Here is a 15,270-nt window from a genome sequence, read left to right as displayed (position 1 = left end):
GTGACGTCGCGTCCGCTGTTTCCGCCGCGTTATGAGCCGATCGGGGCCCTCGGAAAGGGCGGTGGTGGCGAGGTGTGGGCGGTGCGCGACCGCCTGACCGGCAAGACGGTCGCGCTGAAGACGCTCGGCGAGGAGGCGGACGAGCCGGAGGTGCTCGCGCTCGTCCGCGAGGCGGCGGCGCTGTCGGGCGTCGAGGGCCTCGGCGTGCCGCGCGTGCTGCGCTTCGGCCGGCTGCCCGCGTCAGGGCGGCCCTTCATGGTGCGCGAGCTCGTCGAGGGGACGAGCCTCGCCGATCTGCTCGCGCGCAAGGGCGACCTGGCCAGGAACCTCGCGGCCATCGCCGACGCGGCCGATCAGCTGACGCGCCTGCACCGCGCGCTCCTGCTGCACGGCGACGTGAAGCCCGCGAACATCATCGTCGGCGAGGGCGGCCGCGCCACGCTCGTCGACCTCGGCCTCGCCGCGCCGTTCCGGGACGACGGCTCGCGGCCCGTGGGCCTCACGCCCCGCTACGCCGCGCCGGAGCTCTTCAAGGGCGACCCGCTCACCGTCCGCGCCGAGGTGTTCGCGCTCGGCGCGACGCTCGCCGAGGCCCTCCGCGACAGCGGGGGCGAGCGCGACCCGAAGGTCGTCGAGGCGCTCCAGGGGGTCGTCGACCGGGCGACCGCCAAGGACCCGAACGTGCGCTACCCGAGCGCGGACGAGCTCGCGAACGCGCTCCGGCGCGCGGCGCGGCTCCCCTCCGGGCCGGGAGAGGAGGCCGCGAGGCCGGGCGAGGCGGGCGCGCGGCCCGACGCGGACGCGGGCGCCGTGGTCTGGCCCATCGTCGGGCTGGACGCGCCCTCCACGCGGCTGCTCGCGCAGATCATGGCGCTGCCCGCGGGCGGCGGGCTCTCGATCGAAGGCCCGCGCGCCTCCGGGCGGAGCGCGCTGCTCCGGCGCATCGCGTGGTCGCTCGAGGTCGGCGGGTACGCCGTCGCGTGGGTCGAGGCGGCCGGCGTGGCAGACCCGCGCGAGGCGCTCTCGATCGAGCTGTCGGAGCACGATCTCGGCCGGGTGACGGCGCTCGTCGACGACGCCGATCGGCTCGGCGACGCGGCGATCGAGCGGCTCGACGAGGTGCGGAAGGCCGGCGGCAAGCTCGTGCTCGTGCTCGGGGATCCATCGGAGAGCGGCGCGGACCGGGCGCCAGGCGCGCGGCGCGGCGCGCGCGGTGCGCCCACGGACGGCGCGCCTCCACCCGCGCGCCTGGGCCGCGGGTTCGAGCGCTTCGAGATGGCGCCGCTCGACGAGCAGGTCGCCCGCGAGCTCGTGCAGCGCACCATCCCGTCGCTGAGCGACGCGGTGGCGGCGCACGTCGTCTCCCGCGCGGGGCGGTGGCCCGGGCGCATCCGCGAGATCGTCGCGTGCATCGCGCGCGCGCCCGTCGCGTCGACCGAGGACGTCGATCGGCTGCTCGACGCGCCCCCGACGAGCGCGGTGGCGTCCGGGCCGGGCGGCGCGGGCGCCGAGGGGGCGGCGCTGCCGCCGGCGGAGATCCACCGGCTGCTCGACCGCGGCCACTTCGACGCGGCCGCGGAGGCGCTCGGACGGCACGAGGGCGACGGCTCCGCCGCCGCGGTGCCCACCTTGACGCTCGCGCGCGCGCGGCTCGCCATGAACCGCGGCGACACGGCGCGGGCGCTCGCCGAGCTCGGGCGCGTGAAGGAGCAGGTCGAGGCCTCGGACGATCACGCGCTGGCGGCGTTCTGGTCGCTGCAGATGGCCCGCGCGCTCGTGCGCGCCGGCGACTACGGCGAGGCGGAGCGCCGCGCGGGCGAGGCCGTGGAGCGGGTGGGTCCGCTCAAGATCGAGGCGGGGCTGACCGGCGCGTCGCGCCCCGAGCTCACGACGGCCGCCGCGTTCGGCGCCTCGCCCGAGGCGATCGTCTCCGAGGCGGTGGCGACGCGCGGGCTCGCGCAGAGCTTCGCCTCGCGGCACGAGGACGCGAAGCGCACGCTGGAGCACGCGGTCCGGCTCGCGCGGCTCACGGGAGAGCCGCGGATCCTGTCGGTCGCGCTCGTGTCGCTCGCCTTCGCGCTCCAGCGGGACGACCACCTCAGCGAGGCGAAGGCGGTCTACGAGGAGGCGCTCACAGCCGCGGAGCAGGCCGGCGACGCGGGCACGCTCGCGACGACCCGCCTGAACCTCGCCGCGCTCACGAAGCTCCAGGGCGACCTCGGCGCGGCCATCCGCCACCTCGAGGCCGCCGTCGATCTGGGCCGGCGCTCCGGCCGCGTGGCGACGATCCGCCAGGCGCTCCTCAACCTCGCCAACCTCGACCTCTACCTCGGGCGGCTCGCGCGGGCCCGGGTGTCGCTCGACGCGCTCGCCGCCCAGCGCGCGGATCTCGCGCCGCAGCAGCAGGCGCAGCTGCTCGCGCTCGAGGCGGAGCACGCGGCGCGCTCGGGCGATCTCGAGCAGGCCGAGCGGCTCTGCCTCGAGTGCGCCGAGGCGTACGAGGCGATGGGCCGGCGCATCGACGGGGTCGAGGCGCGGCTCGAGCGCGTGCTCTTCGCGGTGGCGCGCGCCGGCGCGGATCCGCGCGCCCTCGGCGAGGAGATCGACGTGGCGTCGGAGCGCCTGGGGACGACCGGCGCCCACCGCGCCCTGCTCGCGCTCGCGCGCGGCCGCGTCGCGGCGGTCGCGCGCGACGAGTGGCGGGCCCGCGCGGCGTACGACGAGGCGCTCGACGCGGCGCGCGCCGCGGGCCAGCGCGACTGGATCTGGCGCGCGCTCGAGGCGCGGGCGCAGCTCGAGACGGAGCGGGGGCACCTCATCCGGGCGCGCCACGACCGCGAGGAGGCGCTGATCACGCTGGAGGAGATCGCCTCGAAGCTGCCGCGCGACCTCCGGGAGGTGTTCTGGAACGACGCGCGGCGCAAGGAGATCCGGGCGGCCGCGATGCTCGAGCTGATGAGCAGCCGCACGGTGCCGTTCACCCAGCAGAGCGCGGCGGCTCAGGCAGGCGCTGCGGCCCCGCAGGGCGAGGACCGGCTGGCGCGGGTCCTCGAGATCAACCGCGAGATCGCCGGCGAGCACGACCTCACGCGCCTGCTCGCGAAGGTGACCGATCATGCGATCGCGCTCCTCCAGGCGGAGCGCGGGTTCATCATCCTGCAGCGGCCGCCGCGCGACGAGCTGCAGCCGGTTGCGGGCGAAGGCGCGGTCGATCTCTCGATCCACGCCTCGCGCGATCAGGCGGGGGACGACCCGCACGCGCGCTTCTCCAGCTCGATCGCCGAGCGGGTGATCTCCACGGGCGAGCCGGTCGTGACCGCGAGCGCGCGGGACGACGCGCGCATGAGCGATTACGTCTCGGTGCATCAGCTCATGCTGCAGTCGGTCGCGTGCGTGCCGATCCGGCAGCGGAGCGGGCAGGTGATCGGCGCGCTGTACCTGGAGACCCGGCTGAGCGCGGCGGCGAAGTTCGAGGTGGAGCTCCCGACGCTGACGGCGCTGGCCGATCAGGTCGCGATCGCGATCGAGACGGCGCGCCTCGTGAGCGAGAACGAGCGCCGCGCCCGCGAGCTCGAGCGCGCGAACGAGGAGCTGCGCGCGGCGCGCGCCAAGCTGGAGGAGCTCCTCGGCCACCGCACCGCGCAGCTGGCCGCGACGCGGCGGGATCTGCGCTCGGCGCGCGCGGTGATCCGCGGCCATTTCGGCTACGAGGGCCTGGTCGGCACGAGCGAGGCGATGCGCCGCGTCTACGCGCTCATCGACCGGGTGAAGGACACGGACATCCCGATCCTGATCACGGGCGAGAGCGGGACGGGCAAGGAGGTCGTCGCGCGGACGATCCACAACGCGAGCCCGCGGGCGAAGAAGCCGTTCGTCGGCGTCAACTGCGGCGCGATCCCGGAGCACCTGCTGGAGAGCGAGCTCTTCGGGCACGTCCGCGGCGCGTTCACGGGCGCCGATCGCGACCGGAAGGGGCTCTTCCGGGAGGTGACCGGCGGCACCATCCTGCTCGACGAGATCGGGGAGATGCCGCAGAAGATGCAGGCGGGGCTCTTGCGTGTGCTGCAGGAGAAGGTCGTCCGTCCGGTCGGCGGCGCGCGTGAGGAGCCGGTCGACGCGCGGGTCATCGCGGCGACGCACCGGGATCTCGCCGACATGGTCTCGCGGGGCACGTTCCGCGAGGATCTCTATTACCGGCTGCACGTCGTCGAGGTGCGGGTGCCGTCGCTGCGCCAGCGGATCGAGGACATCCCGCTGCTCATCGACTACTTCCTCGGGATCTTCGCCGCGCGCTACGGCCGCGATCGCCGCAGCGTGTCCCGCGCCGCGCTGAAGCGGCTGTCGGCGTACACCTGGCCCGGGAACGTGCGGCAGCTCGAGAACGTGCTGCTCAACGCGTGGGTCCTGTCGGATCGCCCCGAGCTGGAGAGCGAGGACTTCGAGCTCCCCGACGCGGCGCCTCGGTCGTTGCGGGGGTCGCTCGACAGCGGCGCCACGCCCCCGCCGCGGGCGCCCGCTGGCGGCGGTGCGCCCGCGAGCGCGGGCCGGGCTCCGCCGTCGAGCGACCCACACCGCGTCGAGACGTCGCTGGACGCGCACAAGGCGAGCGAGCGAGAGCGCATCCTCGTCGCGCTCTCGAGCTGTAACTGGAACCGGGTGAAGGCGGCGCAGGTCGTGGGCCTGCCGCGCCGGACGTTCTACCGGCGCCTCAAGGAGTACGGGATCCAGTGACGCGGGGGCCGCGCTCGGCGTGGGGCGCGGGGCGACGGGCGCCCGTGCGAGCTCTGCCTTCACGTCACGAGCTGAACGCCGACTTCACCGACGCGCCGGCCATGGCACTCATCGACGCAGGGCCACGACGGCGACCGCCAGGGCGAGCCCGAGCGCGTGCACGTGCGGATGCGGCGGCTCGATGACGGCCACGTCGGGGAACAGCTCGGAGACGCTCATTTCGACGCCGTCGCGCGGAGAGATGGGGCTCGCGGTCACGCCGGGGTAGGGCGGATCAAGGATCTCTGCGTCCTGGGGTGGGACGATCATGCGGCGAGGCTATCACGACGCCGCTCCTCACCCTCGCCGCGGGCGGAGCGCCCGGGTCAGCGCGGCTGCAGGTCACGTCGCCCAGAGCACCGAGAGATCGAGCTCGATGGCCTGAAATGGCGCGACACGAACCCGCGCCGCCCCGCGGTGCGTCCCAACAGCGGCCCAGCCCCGATGCGGGACGAGCGAGTAGACCTCGAGCGTCCTCTCGATGGGGTCGACGAGCCACGCCGTCTGCACGCCCTCGCGCGCGTAGATCAGCATCTTGTCGTTCCGATCGACCTTCTCCGTGGACGGGCTCAGCACCTCGCAGACCCAGTCGGGCGAGAGGGAGAAGTAGGCCGTCTCAGGGAGCTCCGGCATCCGTTCGCGACGCCAGCCAGCGACGTCCGGAACGAGCACGTCGACCTCGCCGGGCGCCGCTGGGTCCGGGAAGTGCAGCTCGGGCTCGTTCAGGATCCACCACCCCCCAGGGCCGCCACGGCCGCCTTGGAACGGGCCGCGGACCTCCCCGATCAGGCCAGAACTGGCGTTCGCGTGGCGCGGCGCTGGCCGCGGCATCACGTGCAGCACGCCCCCGATGAGCTCCGCCACCTTGTTCGGCGGGACGGCTTCCAGGTCGGCGTACGTCGCGCGGTGCTGCTTCTCGGCGGGCTGGCCCATGGCGGAAGCCTGCACGGGGGCGGGCAGCGGGGCAAGATGGCGACCGCCCGCTCACTGCGAAGCCTCGGCGCGGTGTCAAGCCGAAAGGGCGCTCCCGAGCGACGCCCTCGCCGTGGCCAGCGCTCGGCACGTCGCTCCAGACGCGACGCGGTAGACGCATAGACCGCCCGCCGAAGGGGACGGCGAAGCTCTTCGCCTATCTCCTGCCGGCGGAGGTGCTCGCGCTCCTCGCGTCCGTGGAGATCGCGATCGGACGCCGCGTGCTGTACGCGCTCGCCGTCTACACGGGCCTGCGGAAGTCGAGCCTGATGGCGCTGAAGTGGAAGGACGTCGACATCACCCACGCCATGCTCGCCGCCCTCATCACCAAGAACGGCGTGCCGCAGCTCTTCGAGATCCCCGCTGGTCTGGTCAACGTGCTGCGCGCCTGGCGCGCGCGGTGCGGCGCCCCGGCCGATGGCGAGCGCGTCGTGCAGGACGTCGAGTGCGTGGAGACGCGGCAGGTGGACCGCTACACGCGCGCCGCCCGCACGCTGGCGGACCTCCGGATCGAGCCCTTCCCCGACATCACCGGCGCGATCCCCGAGCTCGCGCCGGCGCCGGCGGACGGGCGCGGCGGCCCCTTGACGGAGGGGGGTGGGACGCCCGAAGGTGGACCCACGGGACGGACCCACGGGCACTTAGCTGCCACGATCGGTGGGCTCCGATCCTCGAAAAGACCCGGGAAATGCAGCACTTCGCCCCCCACAATCCGGATACGGGATCCAGTGATGCGGGGGCCGCGCTCCGGGCGGGGCGCGGCGGCGAAGCTGGGGGAACACCGGCGCCTTGGCTGGAGCAGCCGTGTCAGCGCGGTGGCGTGTCACCTCGCCCAGAGGACCGAGAGATCGAGCTCGATGGCCTCGGAATGCCGCGGCGCCGGCCGAGGGAACACGTGCAGGGTGCCGCGGACGAGCTCCGCCACCTTGTTCGGTGGGACAGCTTCGAGGTCGGCGTACGTCGCGCGGCGCTGCTTCTCGGCGGGCTGGCCCATCGGCGAAGCCTGCCCGGGGGCGGATGGCGCGGCAAGGCGGCGAGACGTGCGGGGTAGACCCGCCAATAACAGCTGGAAGCGCCGCACTTCACGGCGCATCATCCCGGCCACGGGACCCACGTGAGCGATCGTTCGAACCTCGCCGCCTCCATCGACGGCGCGCCCCTCGCCGACGAGGAGGCGCGCGATCTCTGGACGCGGTTCAGCCGGTACATGGATGAGCACCGCGGCGACATGGCGGGCTTCGCGCGCGAGAACGGCTACGTGAGCGTGACGCCGACCTTCGAGCGCGGGCAGGCGCTGCTCGTCGTCCGGACGACGGAGGCGCCGCCGGAGAAGCCGGCCCAGCGCCCCGGCGGAGCGAAGCCGGCTCAGCGCCCCGGCGGAGCGAAGCCGGCTCAGCGCCCCGGCGGAGCGAAGCCGGCTCAGCGCCCCGGCGGAGAGAAGCCAGCGCCGCGCGGCGGAGGCAGCAGCAAGCCAGCGCGCGGCAGGCGGCGGCGCTGAACGCCCGCGGTACGGGCGCGAATCGCGAGCTGCCTCGATCCCGGCGGAGAGGCGCCCCGATCGGCCGGAGCCTCACCGCGACTTGCCGGCCCCTCCGGGGAAGTCCTTGCGCTTGATCTTGGCGCGCCGGCCGTCGGGGTGGTGGAACACGATCCCCTCGGCGAGGTGGCCCGGGGCGAAGCGGCTCTCCAGGTGCTGGAACAGGCCGCGGAGGCCGTCATAGGTCCTCGGGACGTCATCGTAGACGGGGATCTCGAGGTTGAACGGCACGACCATGTGCCTGGCGAGCCCGAGCGGGTTGCCCTGAATGCTCGGTCCGAGCGCCTCCGCCGAATGCTCGCCGTCCGGCCAGCCCTGGAACTCCGTCCCGCGAACCGCCTCGAAGATCCACCTGTCTTCCGGACCGTGCTCATCGGCGTCGACGTACCAGCCGTCGATGATTCCCTGCTGCTTCTGGAGCTTGCTCGGGTTCCTGCGCTTCTCGACCCGGACCACGTGGCCCGAGCGGATGGTCAACCGCACGTTCGTGCCGTCGAGCTTCTCGGTGGGACGGCCCTCGCCCGCAAAGACCCACTCGCACCCCTCCCGCGGCTTCGGGAGCACCTTGAAGTCGTCGCCGCGATCGAAAATCGTCGGAATCTTCTCCATGACCTGAATGCCCTTTCGTACGTGGCCGAGCAGCTCGTCAGGGGTGATGACGCCCCCAGCGAGCCCGCTCGCCAGCGCACGCACCAGCTCCGCGACGGAGGTGCTCGCCTCGAGCGCGACGCGCTTCAGCGCCATCCGCTCCTCCGGCGAGATCCACGCGACAAGGCGTGACCAGCCTTCGGGCGGAACCCATGTCGCGAGCTGCTGCGGATCCTTCCTCGGTCTGCCGCGCGGGCGGCCTGGCGCTGTCACGAGCTTCAAGGTAGCCCGATTTTCTGTTGTGTCAATTGGCAAAACAAAAATTGGGGGCGAGGCGGGAGAGGTAGGAACAGGTAAGACGTCGAGTGCTGCCCTCGTGTCGAGCGCTGCTCTCGTGGAGATCGGGAGCCAGGGCGAGCTCCGCGAAGGCGCGCGTGGACGCGCGCCTGGGGACATCGGGGCTCCGTGCGCGGTGACGCCCTGGCCCTGCAACAGGGCTGCTGGTCTGCCGACGCGGGTTCAGTCGGGGAGGATCCAGGTGGCCTTGGCGGTGCAGCCGTAGGCGTCGAGCGCGCCGGGGTGCGTGAGGGGGACGAGCTTGGTCTGGCCCTTGGCGAGCGGCCCGGTGACCGAGCGGGTGTAGGGCCCCGGATCGCCGTAGTAGTGCGTGACGGTGAAGGTGATCTTCGCATCTTCCGGAACGCCAAAGAGCGAGGTGTTCTTGATCGCGGCGTTCGGGTTGAAGATGCTGGGATAGGTGATCGAGCAGGAGAGGTTCACGGTCTTCGTGACCGGGCCGCCGCCGTCATCCCCGCCGGGGCCGATGATCGCCTCTGCGCCCTCGCCCACGACCTCGGCGGCGTCGCTCGCGCCCTCATCGACGCTGTCGCCCTCGAGCGGCTCGGCGATGCAGCCGACGAGCGAGGAGGAAGAGATGAGCGAGCAGAGGAGCAGGTTCTTGATGTTCATGGTGGTGTGTCCTTGGGCCTTGTGTTCGCGCTCGCGAGATCGCGTGTCGACGGCCTCTTTGCGAGCTCGAGCTCGCCTCGGCGTCCCTCGTCGCTGTCTCGCGGCGTCGCATCCGGATAGAGCAACCGGCGGGCCAGGTTGTCGGGGTGCTTCGGCCCGCCTTGGGCGCGCCCAGGATCCGCGGGGAAGACGGCCTATCTCGGGGTTTTCGCGCTCCACCGCGCCGCGCCGGCGGGCGCCCGCGCGGCGCGGTGGAGGTCAGAGCCCCCACGCCGACGGCGCGGGCCTCCACCAGGTGTCCTCTCAGGTGCTCTCTGGCCCGGAAGATCGCGGCAGGCCCAGACGCGAGCCGCGCCGCCGCGGGGGCCGGCGCTCCCCCTGAAGCCCCGCGACCGAACGCTCAGCGCCGGCGCCGTCGCGACGCCAGCGCGCCGAGCACGCCGAGGAGCATGACGCCGCCGAGATCCGCCGATCGGCCGGTCGTCGAGCAGGAGCACCCGGCATCGCCGCCAGACTCCTCATCGCCGCTCTTCGGCGTGTCGTCGGGATCGGCGCCGCCCGCGCCGCCCACCCCGCCGCTCGAGGCGACCGACGAGCTCACGGTCGCGCCCACGGTCGACCCGCCGCCGGCCGAGGAGGAGGAGGTCGACACGCTGCTGCCGTCCGCTCCGCCATCGCCCCCGCTGCCGCCGGCGCCGCCGGCGCCGCTGCCGCCGCCATCGAAGCCAGCGCACTCGGTCGAGCACTCGGTCGAGCATTCCCCGCAGATGCACTCGAGGATGCTGATATACATGCCGGCGCCCTCGGCATGGTCATCCATGCATCGCTCGACGCACGCGTCGTCCTGGCACTCGTTGACACAGCCGATGAATCCCCTGCACGCGTTCGACCCACCGCACGCGTCATAGGGCGCCCTGCAGGTGTCCGCGAGCGAATCGTTCGAGCAGCTATCGCAGCTGCCGCCGCCGCCGGCGGCAGCGCTCGCGGCGCTCGCGGCCGTGGTCCCGCCGATGGGATACAGCGCGCACACGCCATCGATGTCGTCCTGCTCGATGGTGCGCATCGACGAGCCCACGACATAGTAAGGGGTCATCGTCGCGCTCCGCTCGGCGGAGTGGCCGAGGCCCAGGAAATGCCCCTCTTCGTGCGTGGCGATCGACTGCGTGTCGACACAGCCGTTGTTGCCGGTGTCGTTCCAGCAAAACCCGACGTCGTTGAAGACCATGTCGGCGTCAATGATGGCGCCGTCGAAGCTCCAGACCGGCATCGTGACGCCGATGACCGAGTTGACGTCGCCGAGCATGTTCGGCCAGGAGGAGCTGACCCACTGAAACACGTTCTTGCCGTCGTTGTAGTTGTAACGATCGGTGGTGTCGCCGAGGAGCTCGACCTGCCACGCCGTACACCCCGCGTTCGACCACGTCTCGAACCCGGTCTCGACACGGTCGACGGCGAAGGCGGAGATCTCGCCCGGGATCGTCGAGCGGTTGATGTAGTAGGTGACGGGCAGCTTGCCCCAGCGGGGGACCACGTCATCGAGCGGCGTCCACGCGGCGGCCTCACGGGCCACGGCGAGGGACGAGACGGCGCCGAGCAGGGCGGCGAGGGCGACGCGGCGCCTCACCTCACTTCCCTCCCGCGATGCGCACGACGTCCGTCATGAGGCTCTCGATGGGCTCGACCGCCTCGACGGGCGTCTCGACGGGCACCAGCGCGGCTCCGGTCCGCCGGACGAGGTGCAGCCCATCGAGGATGCGCCGCGCCATGCCCTTCTTGTCCACGTGATAGGCCGACAGCGCCAGCGCCGTGAGGTGCCACCGCCCCTTGTCGCCCGAGCGCAGGAAGACCACGGCGTCCTCGCCGGGCGAGAGCTTGGCGTCGCCGAGCAGCCGCTGTGTCTTGCCGTTGTAGGTCCCGCCCATCTGCTCCAGCACAATCATCTTCGACCCCCCCTTGTCCGCCGCGCCGCCCTTGAGCGGCTGGGTGATCGTGAGCTCGGTGCGGGTCACGATCGATTTTCCGTCGTCGGATTCCGCCGTGTACGATCGGCCGACGATCACGCGCGCGATCGTCGCCGACTGGCGCACGAGCTCCTCCCGCGAGAGAAGGACGGCCGTCGTCGCGTCCGCGGGCGCACCGATGCCTAGCAGAGCGAGCGCGGCGGACAGGGCGAGCACTGCTTTCAAGCCTCTCTTCATGTAGATGACTCCTTAAGACATTCTTTTCTATCCCGAAGCGCGCGCGGCGGCCAACCAGGAAACAGCGCTGCAACGTGCTCAGGATGCCGTGGTGTTGCCCGTCTGTCGTGACGGCGGATCATCACACCGCAGCGCGATGCCATGCCGACATGTACGGAAGCGGGCATTGCCACCCGGGCCGTGGTGCGCCTGGATTTGTGCCGTACACGTAGACGGCGCACTCCGGAGCTCTCGGGGAGGAGACGCCCTTATCGGGTCATCCCCGCACTCGGCAGCATCGAGCGGAGTCAGGAGGGTTGTCCGTCGATCGGGTCAACTCGCCATCAGCGTCATCGAAGGCTGTCCTCGCTCGCCGGGAGCGGCGCGCGGGTCCTCGGTGCGGCGCCGCGCCGCCCGCGGAGGCCCGGGGGCGCGGAGGCTCGCCCCGACGCCCTCCGCGCGCCGGCGCGGCTCAGGGCCTCTCTCAGTCGAACCGCTTCAGGCCGTTCGGCGCCCTGGAGTCGCGCTTCGCGAACGCCTCGTCCCGGGCCACGACGCGGCCGGCGAGGACCGCCTCCGCGAGCTCGCGGTGCTCGGCGCTGGTCGCGCGATCGGCCCGCGCGAGCGCCTGCTCCGCCGCGGCGCGCGCCTCGGCCGCGCGGCCCGCGAGCGCGTGCGTCCGGGCGATCTCGGCGAGGGTCGCCGAGAGCTCCGCGGCGTTGCCCGACACGTCCAGGAGCCGCTTCGCGCCGAGGTAGAGCGACAGCGCCCCGGCGAGATCCCCCTGGATGCGCGCCAGATCGCCCCGCGCCCGCAGCACGCCGGCCTGACCCGCGCCGTCCTCGAGCACCTCGAACAGGGCGAGCGCCTGCTCGTAGTCCGAGAGCGCCTCCTCCAGGTCCGACGCGTCGGCCGCCGCGACGCCCACGAGCTCGGCCACCAGCTCGAACTGCTTGCGGCGGAGATCGCCCCGCACCTTGAGCGTCGCGGCCTGCCCGCGGCGCTCGAAGCCCGTGCGGAACAGGGCGAGCGCCCGGTCGTAGTCGCGCACCGCGTCCACAAGGTCCTCCTGCACGGAGCGCAGATCGCCCCGCGCCTTGAGCACCGCGGCCTGGCCCAGGACCTCGCGCGTCGCCGTGAACAGCTCGAGCCCCTGGTCGTAATCCTTCTCGGCGCCCGCCAGATCCCCCTGCCGCACCCGGAGATCGCCCCGCGCCTTGAGCACGCCGGCCTGCCCGAGGTGGTCCTCGGTCGCCTGGTAGAGCGTGAGCGCCCAGTCGTAGTCGCGCGCGGCGCCCGTCACGTTGTCCTGGGCGAACCGCATGTCGCCCCGCGCCTTCAGCACGCTGGCCTGCCCGCTCCGATCCCCCGTGTCCTGGAAGAGCGCGAGCGCCGTGCTGTAGTCGCGCGCCGCTCCCGCCAGGTTGCGGAGCCGGACCCGCAGATCGCCGCGCGCCTTGAGCGCCCGCCCGTGCGCGGCGCCGTGAGGGCGGGCGCGAGGCGGCTCCGAGGGGCCCGGGGCGTCGGCGTCGGCGGCCGCCCCGCGCGACCCGGCCCGGGGCTTGAGCGGCTCGCGATCGCCGAGCTGCAGGAAGAGGTGGATCGCCAGATCGTAGTCGCACACAGCGCCGCCGAGATCGCCCTCCTCGGCGCGCGCGAAGCCCCGCGCCCGCAGCGCGTCGCCCTCCGCCGCGCGATCGCCCGCGGCCTGGAACAGCGCGAGCGCCTCGTCGTAGTCGCGCACCGCCTGCACGGGGACGCCCTCCCGCAGGCGCAGCGCGCCCCGATCCATGAACACCTGGGCCTGCCCGAGCGCGTCGCCCGTCGCCCGGAACATCGCGAGCGCCTCGTCGTAGTCGCGCGCGGCGCCCGCGTAGTCGTTCCGCCGGAGGAGCAGGTTGCCGCGCTCCCGCAGCGCGTGGCCGCGCGCCTCCGGCGGGGTGCTGTTGAGGCTCGGAGGCGCCGCGCTCGAACGGGGGCCCCGCACCACCCCCTCGCCGAGCACCTCGGCCAGCGATCCGCTCCGCGGGGTGCAGCGATCCGTCACGCTGTCGAACGAGCGCTGCGTGGGAGGATCGCCGTCCACTCCCCTCAGCTCGGACTGGACTTCGGGAAGGCGACGCATGCCAGGCGGAACATCATACCGCGCCGACGCCCCCCTCGTGGAGACATTGCGCGGTCAGCGCGGCGGCAGCGCTTCGTCTCCCCCCCGCCTCCCTCCGCCGCCGCCTCCGCCGCCCAGGTCGCGCGCGGCGGCGCGCCGACGGCTGGGGCCGCTGCCTTCCCGCACGTTGGCCCGCTCACGCAATCGGACGCGGGCCCGTGGGCTTCGCCCCGCACACCCCGGCCGTATAACGCCGCAGGCGGTCGATCCTCAGAGGCCCTTGCGCGAGATCAGCACCGCGTCCCGCTCGACCTCGTACATCGCGTGGGTCACGAGCGCCGCTGCCGTGCGCTCGCGCACATGCACGACCCGCAGCTCGGCGTAGGTCTCGTCCGGCAGCAGCTCCTCGTCGACGCCGAACTTCGGCTCGTCGACCTGCGCCGGACGCTCGTCCTGCACCCGCGGCCGGACCGTGGCCAGCTTGCCCGCGCCGCTGATCTGCTGCAGCCAGCGGTCGCCCCGCCGGACCGCGAAGAAGCGCTGCCCCGGCTTCACGCCGTCCTTCTCGCCCTTGTCGATGAACACCACCTGGTGCTGCCCGACGAGCTGGTAGGGGTAGACGGCCGCGAGGATCTTCGCCTCGAGATCCGCCTCGGCGCCCACCGGCGGCACCACGTCGAGGCGCCGCAACACCGCGCCGACCCTGTCCGTGCGCTCGACAACGTCGAGCGACTCGATGAGCCGCGCGCGCACCATGTGCGTCTTCGGGTTGTAGCGATCCACGCGCGCCGTGCCGCGCACCGTCACGAGCTCGCCCTTCACGTCCCCGCTCTTCACCTTCTTGATCTCGCGGAAGATCGTCAGCTCCTGGCCGATCGAGACGTCGTGATCGTCCGAGAGGCGGAGGTAGACGTCGTCGCCCTCGCTGAGAAGCATCTGGTCGTCGGGGCTCGCGACGAGCTCCCCCCACGTGTCCTTCTTCACGTCGTCGACCCAGCCGAGCTCGCGCAGGAAGATCGTCTTCGACGGCACCCGCCCCCCGCGCCCCAGCTGGTTCGCGCCGAACCCGATGCTGCCGCGGGTCGGGCCCTCGCTCGGGTCGCGGAGCCGGATCCGGTCGCCCGGGTAGATCCAGTGCGGGTTCTGGAGCTGCGGGTTCAGCGCCCAGACCTGCGGCCACGCATAGGGGTTCGTGTAGTACCTGCCCGAGATGTCCCAGAGCGTGTCGCCGCGCCGCACCGAGTGCGACTCGGGCACGAACTGCCCCTCGACGACGTAGCTGCCGCTCGCGCCGCCCTTCACCGAGGCGGCGCCCTCGCTCCGGCGGCCCAGATCGAAGCCGTCCGACGGGCGGGACGTGTCCGTCGTGCCCCGCGAGCTCGAGGGCAGGTGGGCGTTCGGATCGAACCCCGGCTGCGGATAACCCGGCACCACGACCTGCGTCTCGACGGTCGGCTCGCCCCTCGGGAGCTGGACCACGGTGACGCCCGGCGCCTGGCCGGCGCCCTCCTCGCCGCCCTGCTGGTCCTGAGCGCGCGCCAGCGGCGGCGCGGCGACGATCGCCAGGGAGACCAGGACCAGCGTTGCCTTCGGGGGGAACTTCATCGCTTGCGCCTCGACAGGGTGGAGGGGGGCTGGCTCGACGGCGGCGACCCGCCCGGGGGCTCTTCGATCACGGCGCCGTTCGCGGTCGAGCGGAGCACCGGCGGCCGCGCGCCGTCGTCCTCCGGCGCGAGCCGCACCACCTCGAGGTCGGGCCTGTCCGGCTCCTCCGGGGGCACCGCGCGCGCCCCGGCCTCGTCAGGGCGCGCCGCGCTGCGGGCGCCGCCCCGCGAGCGCTCCAGCGAGCCCACACGATCCGCGAGCACCGCGTTCTCCGCGCGCACCCTGACGAGCTCCGCGCGCAGCTCGGAGAGCTGTCGTTCGACCGCGTCGTGCCCTCCGCCGCAACCGACGTTGAGCGCGGCGAGCGCGAGCGCCGTCGAGCCGATGCCCAGGCCAATCCTCATGGGACGCCCAGCCTACCCGCCGCCGCGCCGGCCGGCCAAACGCGCGGCGATCTCCGCGCCCCGCGACAGGACGCCGCGCGCCCCGACGGGACGACGCGCCGGAACAACCGCACGCGACCGGAGGTGGGCGGCGCGACGTCACGC

The 15,270-nt window shown here is 73.3% G+C and carries 11 protein-coding genes and 2 pseudogenes; 3 read left to right on the top strand and 10 right to left on the bottom strand.

Going from position 1 to position 15,270, the window contains the following annotated elements; translation table 11 throughout:
- A complete protein-coding gene (locus tag WME97_RS01655) occupies nucleotides 1-4,731 on the top strand; it encodes a sigma 54-interacting transcriptional regulator (protein ID WP_437548937.1) in 4,731 nt (1,576 codons plus the stop codon).
- Nucleotides 4,732-4,839: 108 nt separating this feature from the next.
- Here the strand turns inward: WME97_RS01655 and WME97_RS01650 are convergent, their stop codons facing one another.
- Together WME97_RS01650 and WME97_RS01645 are read right to left on the bottom strand one after the other, a co-directional pair.
- Nucleotides 4,840-5,040 (bottom strand): hypothetical protein, encoded by a 201-nt coding sequence (locus WME97_RS01650; RefSeq protein ID WP_437548936.1) that lies wholly within the window; start codon nucleotides 5,038-5,040, stop codon nucleotides 4,840-4,842.
- A gap of 72 nt (nucleotides 5,041-5,112) precedes the next feature.
- Nucleotides 5,113-5,703 carry a Uma2 family endonuclease gene (locus WME97_RS01645; RefSeq protein WP_437548934.1) on the bottom strand — a complete coding sequence of 197 codons (591 nt, stop codon included), beginning with the start codon at nucleotides 5,701-5,703 and terminating at the stop codon, nucleotides 5,113-5,115.
- 215 nt (nucleotides 5,704-5,918) lie between these two features.
- On the opposite strand from WME97_RS01645, the pseudogene WME97_RS01640 reads away from it, so the two are divergent.
- Nucleotides 5,919-6,185: pseudogene (locus WME97_RS01640) on the top strand (tyrosine-type recombinase/integrase); the annotation flags it as partial.
- Between the two features lie 416 nt (nucleotides 6,186-6,601).
- Here the strand turns inward: WME97_RS01640 and WME97_RS01635 are convergent.
- Nucleotides 6,602-6,838 (bottom strand): annotated as a pseudogene (locus tag WME97_RS01635) (Uma2 family endonuclease); the annotation flags it as partial.
- Nucleotides 6,839-6,856: 18 nt separating this feature from the next.
- Between WME97_RS01635 and WME97_RS01630 the strand changes: the two are divergent.
- A complete protein-coding gene (locus WME97_RS01630; protein ID WP_437548932.1) occupies nucleotides 6,857-7,240 on the top strand; it encodes a hypothetical protein in 384 nt (127 codons plus the stop codon).
- A 72-nt stretch (nucleotides 7,241-7,312) separates the two neighbouring features.
- Here the strand turns inward: WME97_RS01630 and WME97_RS01625 are convergent, their stop codons facing one another.
- The 7 genes from WME97_RS01625 to WME97_RS01595 all read right to left on the bottom strand — a co-directional run bounded on the left by WME97_RS01625 (nucleotide 7,313) and on the right by WME97_RS01595 (nucleotide 15,126).
- Complete coding sequence (locus tag WME97_RS01625) at nucleotides 7,313-8,023, bottom strand: hypothetical protein (RefSeq protein ID WP_437548930.1); 711 nt, start codon at nucleotides 8,021-8,023, stop codon at nucleotides 7,313-7,315.
- Nucleotides 8,024-8,386: 363 nt separating this feature from the next.
- Nucleotides 8,387-8,836 (bottom strand): hypothetical protein, encoded by a 450-nt coding sequence (locus WME97_RS01620; RefSeq protein ID WP_437548928.1) that lies wholly within the window; start codon nucleotides 8,834-8,836, stop codon nucleotides 8,387-8,389.
- Between the two features lie 400 nt (nucleotides 8,837-9,236).
- Nucleotides 9,237-10,460, bottom strand: a complete 1,224-nt coding sequence (locus WME97_RS01615) for a matrixin family metalloprotease (RefSeq protein ID WP_437548926.1) — start codon at nucleotides 10,458-10,460, stop codon at nucleotides 9,237-9,239.
- Between the two features lies 1 nt (nucleotide 10,461).
- Entirely contained in the window at nucleotides 10,462-11,034 is a 573-nt protein-coding gene (locus WME97_RS01610; RefSeq protein WP_437548924.1) for a hypothetical protein, read from the bottom strand.
- A 463-nt stretch (nucleotides 11,035-11,497) separates the two neighbouring features.
- The gene (locus tag WME97_RS01605) at nucleotides 11,498-13,138 is read right to left on the bottom strand and encodes a tetratricopeptide repeat protein (protein ID WP_437548922.1); all 1,641 of its coding nucleotides are present in this window, start codon (nucleotides 13,136-13,138) and stop codon (nucleotides 11,498-11,500) included.
- A 249-nt stretch (nucleotides 13,139-13,387) separates the two neighbouring features.
- The gene (locus WME97_RS01600; RefSeq protein WP_437548920.1) at nucleotides 13,388-14,722 is read right to left on the bottom strand and encodes a LysM peptidoglycan-binding domain-containing protein; all 1,335 of its coding nucleotides are present in this window, start codon (nucleotides 14,720-14,722) and stop codon (nucleotides 13,388-13,390) included.
- The gene (locus WME97_RS01595; protein ID WP_437548918.1) at nucleotides 14,719-15,126 is read right to left on the bottom strand and encodes a hypothetical protein; all 408 of its coding nucleotides are present in this window, start codon (nucleotides 15,124-15,126) and stop codon (nucleotides 14,719-14,721) included. The genes WME97_RS01600 and WME97_RS01595 overlap by 4 nt, the downstream gene beginning before the upstream one ends.
- Between the last annotated feature and the right edge of the window lie 144 nt (nucleotides 15,127-15,270).

This window comes from Sorangium sp. So ce367 (assembly GCF_051520455.1).
GTDB lineage: Bacteria > Myxococcota_A > Polyangia > Polyangiales > Polyangiaceae > Sorangium > Sorangium cellulosum_B.
Note: the sequence above shows the minus strand (reverse complement) of the source record. Positions and strands in the feature narration are given on the sequence as shown.